Source organism: Pseudomonas sp. F-14 TE3482 (assembly GCF_053629455.1).
In genome coordinates this window covers 3,381,082-3,394,225 of sequence record NZ_JBRJII010000001.1, presented here as the reverse complement: position 1 = coordinate 3,394,225, position 13,144 = coordinate 3,381,082, and the positions used below count along the sequence as shown (strand labels likewise).

Here is a 13,144-nt window from a genome sequence, read left to right as displayed (position 1 = left end):
TTTTAAGCGCAGCCGCCCTCGCGCAACCCTTGTTTCAGGGGTTTGCGTTTTTCAGGAGTGAGGGCAAATACCGGATGGCTGGAACCAACCGGCGCCTGAACTAGCGATCCAGCTCCAGGATGAGTGCTTCGGCTTGCGGCCAGTGGCCAAACCCTGCTGCCGGATTGAGATGACCCACCTCGCCCAGGTTGAGCAGTTCACTGCCCCAGCCTTCTGCCAGGCGAGTGGCGGCATCCAGGCTGGCGAGGTGGTCGTTGGTACTGACGGCCACCAGACTGCGGAACGGCAGTGGCCCTTTTGGTAGAGGATTCCAACCCTGGGTACGCAGGGTTTCAGCGGACGGGTAGCCTTGTGGCCAATGAGCATCGAGATCCGGAGGCGTGGCCAGCAATGCGCCCTTGATCGGCCGACTGAGCTGCGCAGCCCAGTGCGCGACCATCAGCACACCGGCGCTGTGAGCAACCAGAATCACCGGCCCGTCGATCTGCTCCAGCTCGCGCTGAATCGCTTCGACCCGCTTGGCGCAATCGAGCTTGTCGGTTTCCAGCGGCGGCACACTGCGCACTTTGCAGAGCCTTGCCTCAAGCAACGTTTGCCAATGCTCGGCAACGTGCTCGCGCAGACCCGGTACGATCAGAACGGTTGCGGCAGTTTGCAGTTTGTCCACTTTCAACACCTTCGCTTTCTCGATGACTCGACTGGCTCTATCGCCAGGGGCTTTTTGTAGGACTGACATTAAAGAGCGCCCACCCGAGGCGCTTTTCATTGGACGTCAGGCACTTTTCTTTTCATGACAGATTTGCAGATGCTGGTGTGCCCCGACCATTGGTCGAAAAACCCCGCAGCTTCTCTGCGGGTCACTGTAATCAATGGGTGAGCGTCGATTGCTCGACAACAACGCAAGAGCTTCTGGACAGAATCGGGCGAGCGCCCTCGACAACGTCACAACTGTTCAATTGCTGATGTGCTGGATATAGTCGCCACGCTCATCCGAATCGCAACTGGCCCAGGAAAGACCTTCGCATGCCCAAGCTTGTTCGCGCCGCTGTCTTGACCAACTACCTGGAGGTCACCCAATACCTGGGGTTCAACCCACGTGATGTGCTGGCCGGCGTCGGCCTGAGCAAAGCGCTGTTGCAAGCGCCCGAACACCGCATCCCCATTGATGCCGCCGTACGCCTGCTGGAAGATTCGGCCGCCGCCAGTGGCTGCCAGAGCTTCGGCCTGAGCATGGCCGAGTCGCGTCAGCTTTCGGACTTCGGTGTGGTCAGCCTGCTGCTCAGCCACCAGCGAACGCTGCGAGATGCCTTGCAGGTCGTGGTGCATTACCGTCATCTGATGAACGATTCATTGGCCATCTTCATTGAAGAGGCCGGCAAGATGGTGATCATTCGCGAAGAGGTGGTCACTGAATCGCCGATGCCCAGCCGGCAAGCCACCGAACTGGCCATCGGCGTGATGTTCCGCCTGTGCGCCGCCCTCCTCGGCACCCACTGGCATCCTTACAGCGTCAACTTCACGCACCAGCCTCCCGACAACCTGCAACTGCATCGGCGCCTGTTCGGTTGCAAGCTGGAGTTCGGCAGCGAGTTCAACGGCATCGTCTGCTCCGACGCCAGCCTCGACGTGACCAACCCCAATGCCGACCCGGCCATGGCACGCTACGCCCAGAGCTACCTCGACTCGCTGCTCAGCCACGAAGGTCCTTCGATGTTGTTCGAGGTGCGCAAAGCCATCTACCTGCTGCTGCCGATGGGACGCGCCACCATCGAGCAGATCGCCCAGACCCAGGGCATGAACGTACGCACCCTGCAACGTCGCCTGAAAGACGACGGCTGCGCCTTCAACGACCTGATCAACGACGTGCGCCGCGATCTGGTGTTGCGCTACCTGGAAAACCCGAATTATTCGTTGGGCCGAATCGCCGACATGCTCGGCTATTCGATGGCGAGCTCCTTCACACGCTGGTTCATCACCCAGTTCGGCATGCCGCCCGCCGCATGGCGCAGCGCGCAAAAGCACCCCGTCAAAGCACCGTCGGACCTGAGCACCCTGCCCGGCTCCAGCGAACCCTGAAAACGGACGCAAAACAGGCAAAAAAAAACGGCGACTGCTGGCACAGTCGCCGCAAAAGAACCGGTATTTATGAAACACCGGCCGAGGAGTTCTCCACTGTTTTGTGTGCCTACATTCCCCAGCGCAGCAACAGCAGCACCAGCACGACAAGGAACACCGTCTCCCCCACCATCAGCAGGATCGGCTTGATGCCCACCGCCGCCAGCTCCTTGAGCTGGGTTTTCATGCCCAGGGCGCTGATGGAAACCACCAGGCACCAGCGCGACAGGTCATTGACCGATCCCTGCACCACCGGGGCTATCCAGCCGGTGCTATTGATACAGGCCAGAATCAGAAACCCGACGGCGAACCATGGCAGCAGCGGCGGCCGTTTGCCGGCCGGGTCGGCGCCTTGCATGCGGGTAATCATGGCGGCGCAGACGATCACCGGCAGCAACATGGCAACCCGCATCAGCTTGATCACCGTGGCCGTATCGCCGGTCTCGGTCGACATGCTGTAGCCGGCACCGACCACCTGGGCGACATCGTGAATGGTCGCCCCCAAAAACACGCCCGCCACTTGCGGCGACAACGACAGCCAGTTGGCAATCATCGGGTACACGATCATCGCCAGGGTCGACAGCGCCGACACCCCGATCACCGTGAATAACGTTGCGCGTTCTTTCTGCGGATGGTTCGGCAATGCCGCCGCCAGCGCCAACGCCGCCGACGCACCACAAATCGCAGTGGCCCCACCGGTGAGCATGCCGAACAAACGCTGGAACCCTAGCGCCTTCGCCGCGATCACCGAGACGCCGATCGTCACCACCACCACAACCACCACCAGCGCCACAGGCTTCCAGCCCAGCGCGGCAATCTGTTCGAGCGTGATGCGCATGCCCAACAACGCCACGCCAATGCGCAACACCGTACGTGCCGTGAATTCGATGCCAGCCTTGCAGGCGCCATCACCGGCCAGGAAGTTCAGCGCCATGCCCAGCAACAAGGCGAACAGCATCACCGGCGCGCCGTAATGCTCGGACAAAAAGGACGCGGCCGCCGCCACGATCAGACTGACGACAAAACCTGGCGCCAATTCGCGCGTTCGGCTGTGGATACGGGTGAGAGCGATAGTGCTCATGGCACGGACTCCTCGGGAACGATGACGATGAATACCTGGCCGTCGATGATCTCGACCGGGTAGTTGGCGACTTTGAGCTGGGTTGAATTGAGCAAGTACCCGCTGCGCAGATCAAAGCGCAGGCCATGGGCGCAGCACTGAATCACCCGCCCCTCAAGACGCCCGCCACACAGCGAGGCGCCCTGATGCGGGCAACTGTCGTCAATGGCGAACAGATCACCTTCGACGTTGAATAACGCCAGGCTTTTGCCATCGAATTCGAACAGCGCACGACCACCCGCCTGCGGGAGTTTTCCGGCAGGCACGGGAATACGAAGACTCATGCCGGTTGCCGCTTGCGAGCACTTTCAACCAAGGCTTCGCACATGGCATCAAGCAACGCTTCGGCGGGCTGTGCGCCCACCAATGTCAGGCGACGGTCGAATTGAAAACTGGGCACGCCGCTGGCCGCTCCCGCCTCGTTGCCGACGTAAGGATCGCCGTCACCTTGCAGGAAGGAGGCCATCGCCGCAGCGTTGAAGCCACACGAGCGGGCGATGACCAGCAAGGTGTCCGGGCAGCCAAGATTTTCGCCAAACTGGAAGTAAGCCGCGAACAAACGCTCCAGCAAAACATCGCATTGGGCGCTATTGCCCAGCGCCCTCGCCCGCTCCAGCAAGCGATGGGCATCGGCGGTATTGGGCATGTTGGGAATTCGGCTCAGATCGATGGGCACGCCCACCGCCATCGCCGCCTGCTGCACCTGGGCCTGGCGCATCGCTACCGCTTCAGGACTGCCCAGACGCTTGAGGTAAAAATCGGCGAAGGGTTCACCCTGTGCCGGCAGCTGCGGCAGCAATTGCACCCCGTGCCACACCGTGGTGATTTCCACGCCGGGTTGCTGCACGCGTAGCAGGTCTTGCGCGCGCTCCAGTTGACGCTTGCCAATCAGGCACCACGGGCAGATGAAATCGAAAAACACATCAATACGTAAACGACCACTCACAACTTCACCTCTAACGCCGCTTTGCCAATCGAATCGAGGACTTGCTCGCCCTTAAGCCGGGCAATGTCCTTGTGGTAATGACACTTGGCATAAAAGAACACGGCCGCAGCCGCGATGCTGACCAGAGGCACCAACTGAAAAGCAGCCTGCAAGCCGATAAGGTCAGACACCCTGCCGGTGATGAACGGCCCAGGCGCCAGCCCCAGCATATTGTTGGCCAAGGTCAGCGTGGCGAAGGCCGTGCCATGCACCGAGTAATGGGTCAGGTTGGCAACCATGGCTCCGCAAGGGCCGGTCGTGCCGGCGGCAATCAACATGCCCAGGCAGATCAGCACCAATTGCCCAGGCCCCGTCGGCAGAGCGAACGCCGCCGACAGCAGCAGGCAACTGCCCAGGCAATAAGCAATGGCCAACGCCACTTTGCGCTCCGGCGAATGGCGGCACAGACGATCACTGAGCATGCCGCACAGGATCATCCCCGCACCGCTGCACAGCACGATGATCGCCGCGAGGCCGCCCGCCTTGTCGGTGGCCATGTGGTAATAACGATTGAGGTAACTGGGCATCCACACAATGACGGTGCCGCCGACGAACAGTTGCAAGCCACTGCCGATGTAGGCCGCGATCACCGAGCGGCTGGAAAACAGGGTACGCAATGGACGCTTGACCGCGGCAGCCGTCTTGTTCGCCGCCTGAGCGGCACGTTGCGGCGCAATGCGTGCTTCCTTGACGATGATCGGATAAAGCACTGCCAGCAGCAGACCGAACAGCGCCATTCCGGCAAACGACCAGCGCCAGCCAAGCTTGGCGGCGATTGCACCGCCCAGCGCCATCCCTAGCACCGAACCGAACATGCCACCCGCCATGAACGCACTGGCCAGGGTTGCACGCATGTGTTTGGGAAACACCGAGATCACCACGGCGATGCCGACGCTGCCGTACGCCGCTTCGCCGACGCCGACCATGAACCGTGCAATGAACATCTGCTGATAGTCCTGCGCCAATGCGCAGCCCAGCGTCGCCAGGCTCCACAGCAAAGCCATCAGCGCCAGGCTCTTGACCCGGCCGAAGCGATCCGCCAGCAATGACAGGGGAATGGTCAGCAGCCCCACCATCAGCGCGACAATGCCACTGAGCAGGCCGAGCTGGCCGTCGCTCAGGGCCCATTCGCCCTTGAGCATCGGGAACACCGCGTTCAGCACCTGACGCGACATGTAATCGGAAATCAACAAACCGAATGTCAGTGCAAAGACGATCCAGGCGTACTTGCGCGCAACGCCGACGCCACTGCAGTCATCATCGTCTGCGGCGATTGGGTGAAAGGCCATGCAGCCTCCTCAAAGCTTCGTTTTATTGTTGTTATCAAGCGTGTTGCAGTGCAGCGAGCGGGAGGCCATTGCCCCCCGCTGCGTCTGCCGATCAGCCGCGTTGCGGCACACCTTTCTGCCCGGCCTTGCGGTTGGGGGCCATGCCATTGGCCAACAGGGTTTCTTCGATGCTTTGGTACTGCACACCGATGCGGTAGATCTCACGGGCTTCTTTACCCGTGGCGATTTCGCGACCCAGTTCATGGGCGATGCGTACGGTTTGCTTGATCTGCGCAACCGAGCCGAAACGATCGCCCTTGTGATCAATAATAGTGTCTTCATTGCCCACACGCGGGTGCATACCCATGGCCATCGACATGGTGTTGAACGGCATGACGTTTTTGAGCAGCGACTCGGAGGTCAGGGTGCAACCGTCTGGCGCGCGGTGGATGAAGTTGAAGAAGTTGAACGGATTGGGGCCATCGAAACCGCCGCCGATACCGATCCAGGTCAGGTTCAACGGGCCCTTGTAGACGCCCCTGCGCACCAGACGCTCGAGGGTTTCCATGGCATGCATGCCGGTCAGCTGGAAATGCGGCTGGATGCCGTTGTCCATCAGACGCTTGAGGTGTTCGCCGACCCAGGCCGGGCCGGCCGGTACGGTCATTTCGCTGTACGCTGCCTGATAGGCAGGATTGGCCAGGGACGTGCCTTCCAGGTATTCCGGGTACAGCAGCTCCATGATGTTCATCTGGGTGGTGTTGATGGCCACCGTGACCTGATCCGGTTTTGGCGTCAGCTCGGCCAACATGTGCCGGGTATCGTCAGATAGCCATTTGGCGGCTTCGCCATCGCTTTCGGGGGCAAAGGAAATCGAGCCACCGACCTGAATGATCATGTCCGGTACGGCTTCACGCACACCGGCGATCAACTCGTTGAACTTGGACAGACGCTTGGAACCCTTGCCGTCCAATTCACGCACGTGCAGGTGCAATACCGTTGCACCCGCCTCATAACACTCAACCGCCTTCTGCACCTGCTCGTCCATGGTCAGCGGGATGTCTTCGGGAAAGTCTTCCGGCATCCACTCGGGGCCATACGGGGCCACGGTGATCACCACCTTTTCCATGTTTTCCGGGTGCAGGGAATCGTCGAAGAATTGCATGAGTTACTCCTATTCTTATGATTGTTCCGCCCACCCGGGATCGTGCCGGGCAGGCGTGTTTACGAGTGCGAATGCAGTGGCGGTCGATCAGTAAGTCTTGTCGCCGATGATGCCGGCGCGTTCCATCTTGCGATGGCACGGCGGGTAATCCATGACGGCGTAGTGCTGGGTGCTGCGGTTGTCCCAGATGGCGATGCTGTTGGGTTTCCAGCGCCAGCGCACCTGATACTCGGGGATGTAGGCTTGGCTGATCAGGTAACGCAGCAGCTCACCTGCGCCCGGGTTGGCGTCCTGGCCGAAGCGCACCCGCTCGGGGGTGTGGTAGTTGCTCACGTGCGTCGTGAAGGCGTTGACGAACAGCACCTTTTCCCCGGTTTCCGGGTGGGTGCGCACCACCGGGTGCTCGGCATCCGGATACATCGCCTTGAGCGCCAGACGCTTTTCGATCGGCATGGCGGCACCGAAACTCGCCTCGATGCTATGGCGCGCGCGCAGGTCGGCGATCTTCACCTTCACGTCTTCGGGCAAGCGCGCATAGGCCTCGACCATGTTGGCCCACATGGTGTCGCCGCCCACCGGAGGGCACTCTACGCAACGCAGCACGCAGCCCATCGGCGGCGCCTCGCGCCAGGTCGCGTCGGTGTGCCAGGCGTTTTCGTAGCGGTCCATCGGCTGGTCCGGATTCTTGTAGATGCGCACCAGCCCGGGATGATCCGGATCACTGCCGGCCACCGGATGATCCTCCAGTTCGCCAAAGCGCCGGGCGAATGCCACATGCTCGTCGCGTGTGATGTCCTGATCACGCAGGAACACCACCCGATGCTTGAGCAGCTGAGCACGAATCTCGGCAAAAAGACCGTCGTCATGGACCGCATCGGCGAGGTTGACGCCCACCAGTTCCGCGCCAATGTTGCAGGTCAATTGTTCGACTTTCATGGCAGACAACTCCCTTAAATGACGAAAATCGATGAGCCCGTGGTTTTGCGTGATTCCAGGTCGCGATGGGCCTGCACGGCATCCTGCAAAGCATAGTGCTGGTTGATCTCGATCTTGATCCGGCCGCTGCCGACATGATCGAACAATTCGCCCGCCAACGCGGCTTTTTCCGCCGGGTCGGCGATGTAATCGGCCAGGGCCGGACGGGTCAGGAACAGCGAGCCTTTCATCGCCAGCAGTACCGGATCGAAAGCCGGGATCGGGCCGGATGCCGTGCCGACGCACACCATCAAACCGCGACGCTTGAGCGAGTCCAGCGAGCCCATGAAGGTGTTCTTGCCGACACTGTCGAACACCACGTTGACCCCCACTCCATCCGTCAGCTCACGAACGCGCTGGGCGACGTCTTCATGGCTGTAGTTGATGACATGCTCACAGCCATGGGCCCGGGCAATTTCACCCTTTGCCTCGGTGGACACAGTGCCAATGACGTTCAGACCGAGCAGCTTGGCCCACTGTGAAACGATCAGGCCCACACCACCGGCAGCGGCGTGCAGCAGAATGCTGTCGCCGGGCTTGAAGTCGTAAATGCGTCGCATCAGGTACGAGGACGTCAAGCCGCGCATGGTCATGGCCGCGGCGGTCTCGAAACTGATGGTTTCCGGCAATTTGATCAGCGGCGCGGCCGGGATCAGACGTTCGGTGCTGTAGGCGCCCAATGTATTGAGAAAACCGGTGTAGGTGACGCGATCACCGACTTGTACGTTGGTCACCCCTGCACCAATGGCCTGGACCACACCGGACGCTTCAACCCCCATGCCGTTGGGCATCGGGATCGGGTAAGTGCCGTTGCGAAAGTAGGTGTCGGCATAGTTCAGACCCACCGCCACATGACGAAGACGAACCTGGCCTGGACCGGGATCGCCGACTTCGACCTCTTCATAACGAAGGACTTCGGGACCACCGGTTTCGTAGAAGCGTACGGCTTTGGCCATTTTTTCTTATTCTCCAGTCTCAAGTTGGGCGTGCTGCGTCGAATTGCGCTGATTGGACTGTAGGACGCCGTCTGGTGAGTCGCTTCTCATCAGGCGACAATGGCTTTTCATTTCATGACAGGGCGCGTTGCACCAACGCCTGCGATGGATGACTTATCCCGTGCCTCTCGATACCCTCGGTATGATGGTGTTCCAGGTCAAACCACCTCCCCTCCAGATGAGCATGTGATGAAATCCCCTGCAGGTTTGCTGCTGTCGGCTATTGAGCTGGACCGTGCCAGCGCCATCCCCCTGTACCGCCAACTCTATTTGCAGATTCGCAAACAGATTCTCAGTGGAAAAATGCAAGGGGGCGTGCGCCTGCCGTCGACGCGGACCCTGAGCAAAGAACTGGCGCTGTCGCGGATCACCATTCTCAATGCATTCGATCAGCTGATTGCCGAAGGCTTTTTGGCCTCGCGCACTGGGGCGGGCACCTATGTCGGCAATGAGTGGGAGAGTCGAGGGATTGCCGACGAAGAGCAGCGCCAGCCACCGCGCCTGTCCGACCTGAGCCAGTCCATGCTGTCGTTGCGCAGCAGTCACTTTCGCGGGGTTTCCTATACCGATTGGGACCCCGCGACCCCCACCTCATTCCTGCCCAGCCACAGCACCTACGACGCGTTCCCCCTCGCTGTGTGGCGGCGCTTGATGAACCGCCACCTGCTCAAGCCGACCAAGGCGATGCTTGGCTATGGCGAACTGCAAGGGTTACAGGCCTTGCGCGCAGCGATTGCCGAGTACGTCTTTGATGCCCGTGGCATCGATTGCAGTGCCGAGCAGGTGGTGATCGTTTCAGGGGCCCAGCAAGCCTTCAACCTGTTAGGCATGCTGTTGCTCAATCCGCAGGACAGCGTGTGGATGGAAGACCCGGGACACATCGCGGCGCGCATTGCGTTGCAGGCCCAGGGGGCTCAAGTGGTCCCGTTGCGGATCGATGAACAGGGGATTGATATTCAGCAAGGCCTGGCCGAGTGCCCTGACGCCCGCCTGGTGTTTACCACGCCTTCTCGCCAGCATCCCTTGGGCGTGATCATGAGTTATGCGCGGCGCCAGGCACTCATCGACTGGGCCGCGCAGTATCAAAGCTGGATCATCGAGGACGATTGCGACAGTGAATTTCGCTACAGCGGCCGCCTCCTCCCCGCGCTCTACGCCATGGACCGGATGGCGCGAGTGATCTACGTCGGCACCTTCAGCAAAGTGCTCTTCCCCTCGCTAAGACTGGGTTACGTGATACTGCCTCAAGCCCTGATCGAACCCTTCTGTACCCTGCGCGCGGTGATGGATCGCAGCCCGCCCACGCTGCTCCAGGCGACGACGGCGGACTTCATGCGCGAAGGCCACTTCCTCGGCCATATTCGCCGCATGCGTGCGCTGTACCAGGCTCGCCAGCAAGCACTGCTCGAGCAACTTCAGCAACAGCTGGGCGACTTCTTCAATATCACTCCAGTAGAAGCCGGCATGCACTTGATCGCCTGGCTGCCACCCACGCTTGATGACGACGTCATCGCCAGGGAACTGGCCCGACACAACATCCACACCTATGCCCTGAGCGACTACTGCCTCGAGCATGTCCTGCCACCTGCGCTGCTCATCGGTTTCGCCGGTACGCCTGAGGGCCAGGCGCAAGAGCGCGTCGAAGCACTGGCCCGGGCCTTGAGCAAAATGGGGTACCTGCAGGCCACTTGAAGCAAGGCAAGTGGTCTTATGATTTAACTGATAATGGATCTATCGAGAGTTCCTGACTGGCGCGATAAAGGCTGCGCCGGTAGACCCGGCGTCTGACCAGGAACGACTCGAATGAACAATAAGATCCAAGAGCGATTCAATGCCTTGCTCAGCCACAAGGCTGCCGAGGCCGAAACACCTCCCCTACTGACTGAAGCACTGGCCGGCCAACTGCTCGACCGCCTTGGGCAGATGCGCTTGTTTGCTCATGCGTACCCCTTGCTGACCAACCTCACCCATGGCCGTGTCACGCCTGCTGATCTGCTGGACTTCGCCTATCGCCACGAGTTGCAGGGTCTGAGCCTGCACTTGCTCGATGGCGAAGAAAACAGCCTGAGCCAAATGTCGCCCACACAGTTGCAAGCGTTTGCCGACAAGGCCAATGCGCTCGGGCTGGATGTGCACCTGGAAATCAGCAGCACGCTGAAAAAAGATGTCGATCAGGTGATCGCCATCGCCAAGGCGCTTGGGGTTCGCAACATCCGCGTTTACTCACGTTACGAGGGGACGCTGTCCCGGGTCATGGACGTGATCGAGTCAGACCTGCATTACCTCGCGCAGCAGGCAGATGAGCACGACCTGTTCTTTGACTTCGAGCAGCATGAGGAACTCAAGAGCGCCGAGATCGCGCAACTGCTGAGCCGGCTAAACCACCCACGGCTGCATGCCTTGTTCGACTTCGGCAACATGATCAACGCCTGCGAACAGCCCCTGCCGGCGCTGCGCACTCTGGCGCCGCACATACGCCAGACCCACCTCAAGGGTGTGCGCATCGTCCCCGAGCAAAACGGCTTCGGCCATTACGGCGTGCTGCAGGGCAGCGACGATGACGACCTGCCGAGCGCCCGCATGCTGTTCGAACTGTTGATGCTCGGCGACTCAACCCCGCAAGTGATCGCGTTCATTCTTGAGCAGGAAAACCACTACGTCGCCCCGGCATTCCGCCAGACCTTTGAGGCTGCCGATCCATTCATTGCGTACCGGGAAATGAGTGACACGCCACTCCCGGACGGCTACTCGCTCGAACGAATGCTCGCCGACGAACACCGTTGGGCGAACAACCAGGTCGCCTATGTACGAAGCCTGCTGGCCGAGCTCCGAACCCTGGCCGAGTTGACTCTGGCCAACCGCGTTCATCCCTGAACCTGACGTTACTACCTGATTACGCCTGGAGAACAATAATGACAACTCGTGACAAGGCCAAATGGCTCAGATTCCTGATTCTCATCCTCGGTGGTGGCACCATCTACAAGCTGGCGAACCTCAAGGACGCCTTCTATATCCCCATGCAAGAATTCATGGGTTTGAGCCACACTGAAATCGGCCTGCTGCTGAGCGCCAACGCCATCATCGCCACCGCACTGTTTGTCGTCGGCGGCATGCTCGCCGACCGCTACGACACCCGCAAACTGATCCCCATCGGCCTGATCGGTACCGGTAGCCTGGGGTTGTATCTGGCGACCTTTCCGCCGTTCAGCAATCTGCTGATCGTGTTCAGCCTGCTGGCCGTCTGCGCCGATTGCTTCTTCTGGCCCTCGCTGCTCAAAGCCATCCGCAACCTGGGTGACGATCAGGAACAGGGTCGGTTGTTTGGACTGTTGGAAGGTGGGCGTGGCGTCATTGATACCCTGGTCGCCTTTTCTGCACTGGGCGTTTTCGTCGCCATGGGCTCCGGTGAAACCGGTCTGAAATCGGCCATCCTCTTCTACTCGGTCATCGACATTCTGGCCGGAACCCTGACCTGGTTCCTGCTCAAGGGCGGCAGCGCACAGTCGATTGCCAAGCCGAAGAACGGTTTGGCGAATCTGTTCGAAGCCATCAAGGTGCCGGGTATCTGGCTGGTCAGCCTCAACGTGTTCATGGTCTACATCGTCTACTGCGGCCTGACCTATTTCATTCCCTACCTCAAGGAAATGTACGGGCTGCCCGTGGCACTGGTGGGCGCCTACGGCATCATCAATCAGTACTTCCTCAAAATCCTCGGTGGCCCCGCCGGCGGCTTCATTGCCGACAAGCAATTCAAGAGCACCAGCCGCTATCTGAAATGGGCATTCCTGGCCTTGCTGCCGCTGATGGGCGTCATCCTGCTGATCCCGAAAAGCCCGAGTTTCATCTATGCGGGCATGGCCGCCACGCTGTCCTTCGCGCTGATTGTGTTTTCCATGCGCGGCGTGTTCTGGGCGCCCATGGGTGAAGTCGGCATCCCTTCGCACATCACCGGTTCAGCCTTCGGTATCGGCTGCCTGATCGGCTACGCACCGGGCATGTTCGCTTACGTCATCTACGGCGCAATCCTCGACCATTTCCCGGGTCAGCAAGGCTACAACTATGTCTTCAGCTTGATGAGCCTGTTGGCCATTGTTGGATTCATGGTGTCCAGTGTGTTGTATAGGAGCGTGCGGATTAAATCGGTGGCAATGGATGGGGTGGGTGCGGTGCAAAGCTGATCGAGGTCGCCCTCATGAACAGGCCAAGGCCTTTCGGTGGAGCTCTCACCCTGGACTTGAAATCGTTGAGGGTTGCGACTATCAGTGAGGTTCAATCCTTCGAGGGCAATAACATGCCAACGACTGAAGAATCGATAATTGCAGCAGCAAGACTGCGCGCCGCCTACCGGGGAGAAAACGAGGCGCTGGCTGCTGCTTCAGCGCTTGAGGCACTGGCAGTGCTGAAAAAAACGTTAAAGGGAGATAAGTACCAAGAGGCGCTCGAAAGACTGTATATCGAGTATTCAACCTCTTGATCCACCTGTGCCGCCTTAGCGGCGGCACATTGTTCGCGTATTGAGAG

The 13,144-nt window shown here is 60.1% G+C and carries 13 protein-coding genes; 5 read left to right on the top strand and 8 right to left on the bottom strand.

Annotated elements, in window-relative coordinates:
- Positions 1-100 precede the first annotated feature (100 nt).
- Positions 101-667, bottom strand: coding sequence for an RBBP9/YdeN family alpha/beta hydrolase (locus tag AB7M26_RS15300; protein WP_429379385.1), 567 nt, complete (start codon positions 665-667; stop codon positions 101-103).
- Positions 668-1,023: 356 nt separating this feature from the next.
- Between AB7M26_RS15300 and AB7M26_RS15295 the strand changes: the two genes are divergently transcribed.
- Positions 1,024-2,076, top strand: a complete 1,053-nt coding sequence (locus AB7M26_RS15295; protein WP_123497773.1) for an AraC family transcriptional regulator — start codon at positions 1,024-1,026, stop codon at positions 2,074-2,076.
- 109 nt (positions 2,077-2,185) lie between these two features.
- On the opposite strand, the gene AB7M26_RS15290 is transcribed toward AB7M26_RS15295, so the two are convergent.
- The 7 genes from AB7M26_RS15290 to AB7M26_RS15260 form a co-directional block, all read right to left on the bottom strand.
- Positions 2,186-3,196: a YeiH family protein gene (locus tag AB7M26_RS15290; protein WP_429379383.1), complete on the bottom strand. Its 1,011-nt coding sequence runs from the start codon at positions 3,194-3,196 to the stop codon at positions 2,186-2,188.
- Complete coding sequence (locus AB7M26_RS15285) at positions 3,193-3,519, bottom strand: Rieske (2Fe-2S) protein (protein WP_008072378.1); 327 nt, start codon at positions 3,517-3,519, stop codon at positions 3,193-3,195. The genes AB7M26_RS15290 and AB7M26_RS15285 overlap by 4 nt, the downstream gene beginning before the upstream one ends.
- On the bottom strand, positions 3,516-4,181 hold the full coding sequence (locus tag AB7M26_RS15280) for a DsbA family oxidoreductase (RefSeq protein WP_429385030.1): 666 nt from the start codon (positions 4,179-4,181) through the stop codon (positions 3,516-3,518). Before AB7M26_RS15280 ends, AB7M26_RS15285 begins: the two co-directional genes overlap by 4 nt.
- The gene (locus AB7M26_RS15275) at positions 4,178-5,509 is read right to left on the bottom strand and encodes an MFS transporter (RefSeq protein ID WP_429379379.1); all 1,332 of its coding nucleotides are present in this window, start codon (positions 5,507-5,509) and stop codon (positions 4,178-4,180) included. The genes AB7M26_RS15280 and AB7M26_RS15275 overlap by 4 nt, the downstream gene beginning before the upstream one ends.
- A gap of 91 nt (positions 5,510-5,600) precedes the next feature.
- Positions 5,601-6,653, bottom strand: coding sequence for a BKACE family enzyme (locus tag AB7M26_RS15270; RefSeq protein ID WP_429385027.1), 1,053 nt, complete (start codon positions 6,651-6,653; stop codon positions 5,601-5,603).
- 87 nt (positions 6,654-6,740) lie between these two features.
- Positions 6,741-7,589 carry a TauD/TfdA dioxygenase family protein gene (locus AB7M26_RS15265; protein WP_123497785.1) on the bottom strand — a complete coding sequence of 283 codons (849 nt, stop codon included), beginning with the start codon at positions 7,587-7,589 and terminating at the stop codon, positions 6,741-6,743.
- A gap of 14 nt (positions 7,590-7,603) precedes the next feature.
- A complete protein-coding gene (locus tag AB7M26_RS15260; RefSeq protein WP_008072383.1) occupies positions 7,604-8,584 on the bottom strand; it encodes a quinone oxidoreductase family protein in 981 nt (326 codons plus the stop codon).
- A gap of 228 nt (positions 8,585-8,812) precedes the next feature.
- On the opposite strand from AB7M26_RS15260, the gene pdxR reads away from it, so the two are divergent.
- From pdxR to AB7M26_RS15240, 4 genes are all read left to right on the top strand, one after another.
- Positions 8,813-10,315, top strand: coding sequence for a MocR-like pyridoxine biosynthesis transcription factor PdxR (gene pdxR / locus AB7M26_RS15255; protein ID WP_429385023.1), 1,503 nt, complete (start codon positions 8,813-8,815; stop codon positions 10,313-10,315).
- A gap of 111 nt (positions 10,316-10,426) precedes the next feature.
- Positions 10,427-11,497 carry a sugar phosphate isomerase/epimerase family protein gene (locus AB7M26_RS15250; protein WP_429379375.1) on the top strand — a complete coding sequence of 357 codons (1,071 nt, stop codon included), beginning with the start codon at positions 10,427-10,429 and terminating at the stop codon, positions 11,495-11,497.
- Positions 11,498-11,535: 38 nt separating this feature from the next.
- The gene (locus AB7M26_RS15245) at positions 11,536-12,801 is read left to right on the top strand and encodes an MFS transporter (protein WP_429379373.1); all 1,266 of its coding nucleotides are present in this window, start codon (positions 11,536-11,538) and stop codon (positions 12,799-12,801) included.
- Between the two features lie 113 nt (positions 12,802-12,914).
- Positions 12,915-13,097, top strand: a complete 183-nt coding sequence (locus tag AB7M26_RS15240) for a hypothetical protein (RefSeq protein ID WP_007897082.1) — start codon at positions 12,915-12,917, stop codon at positions 13,095-13,097.
- Positions 13,098-13,144: the final 47 nt, after the last annotated feature.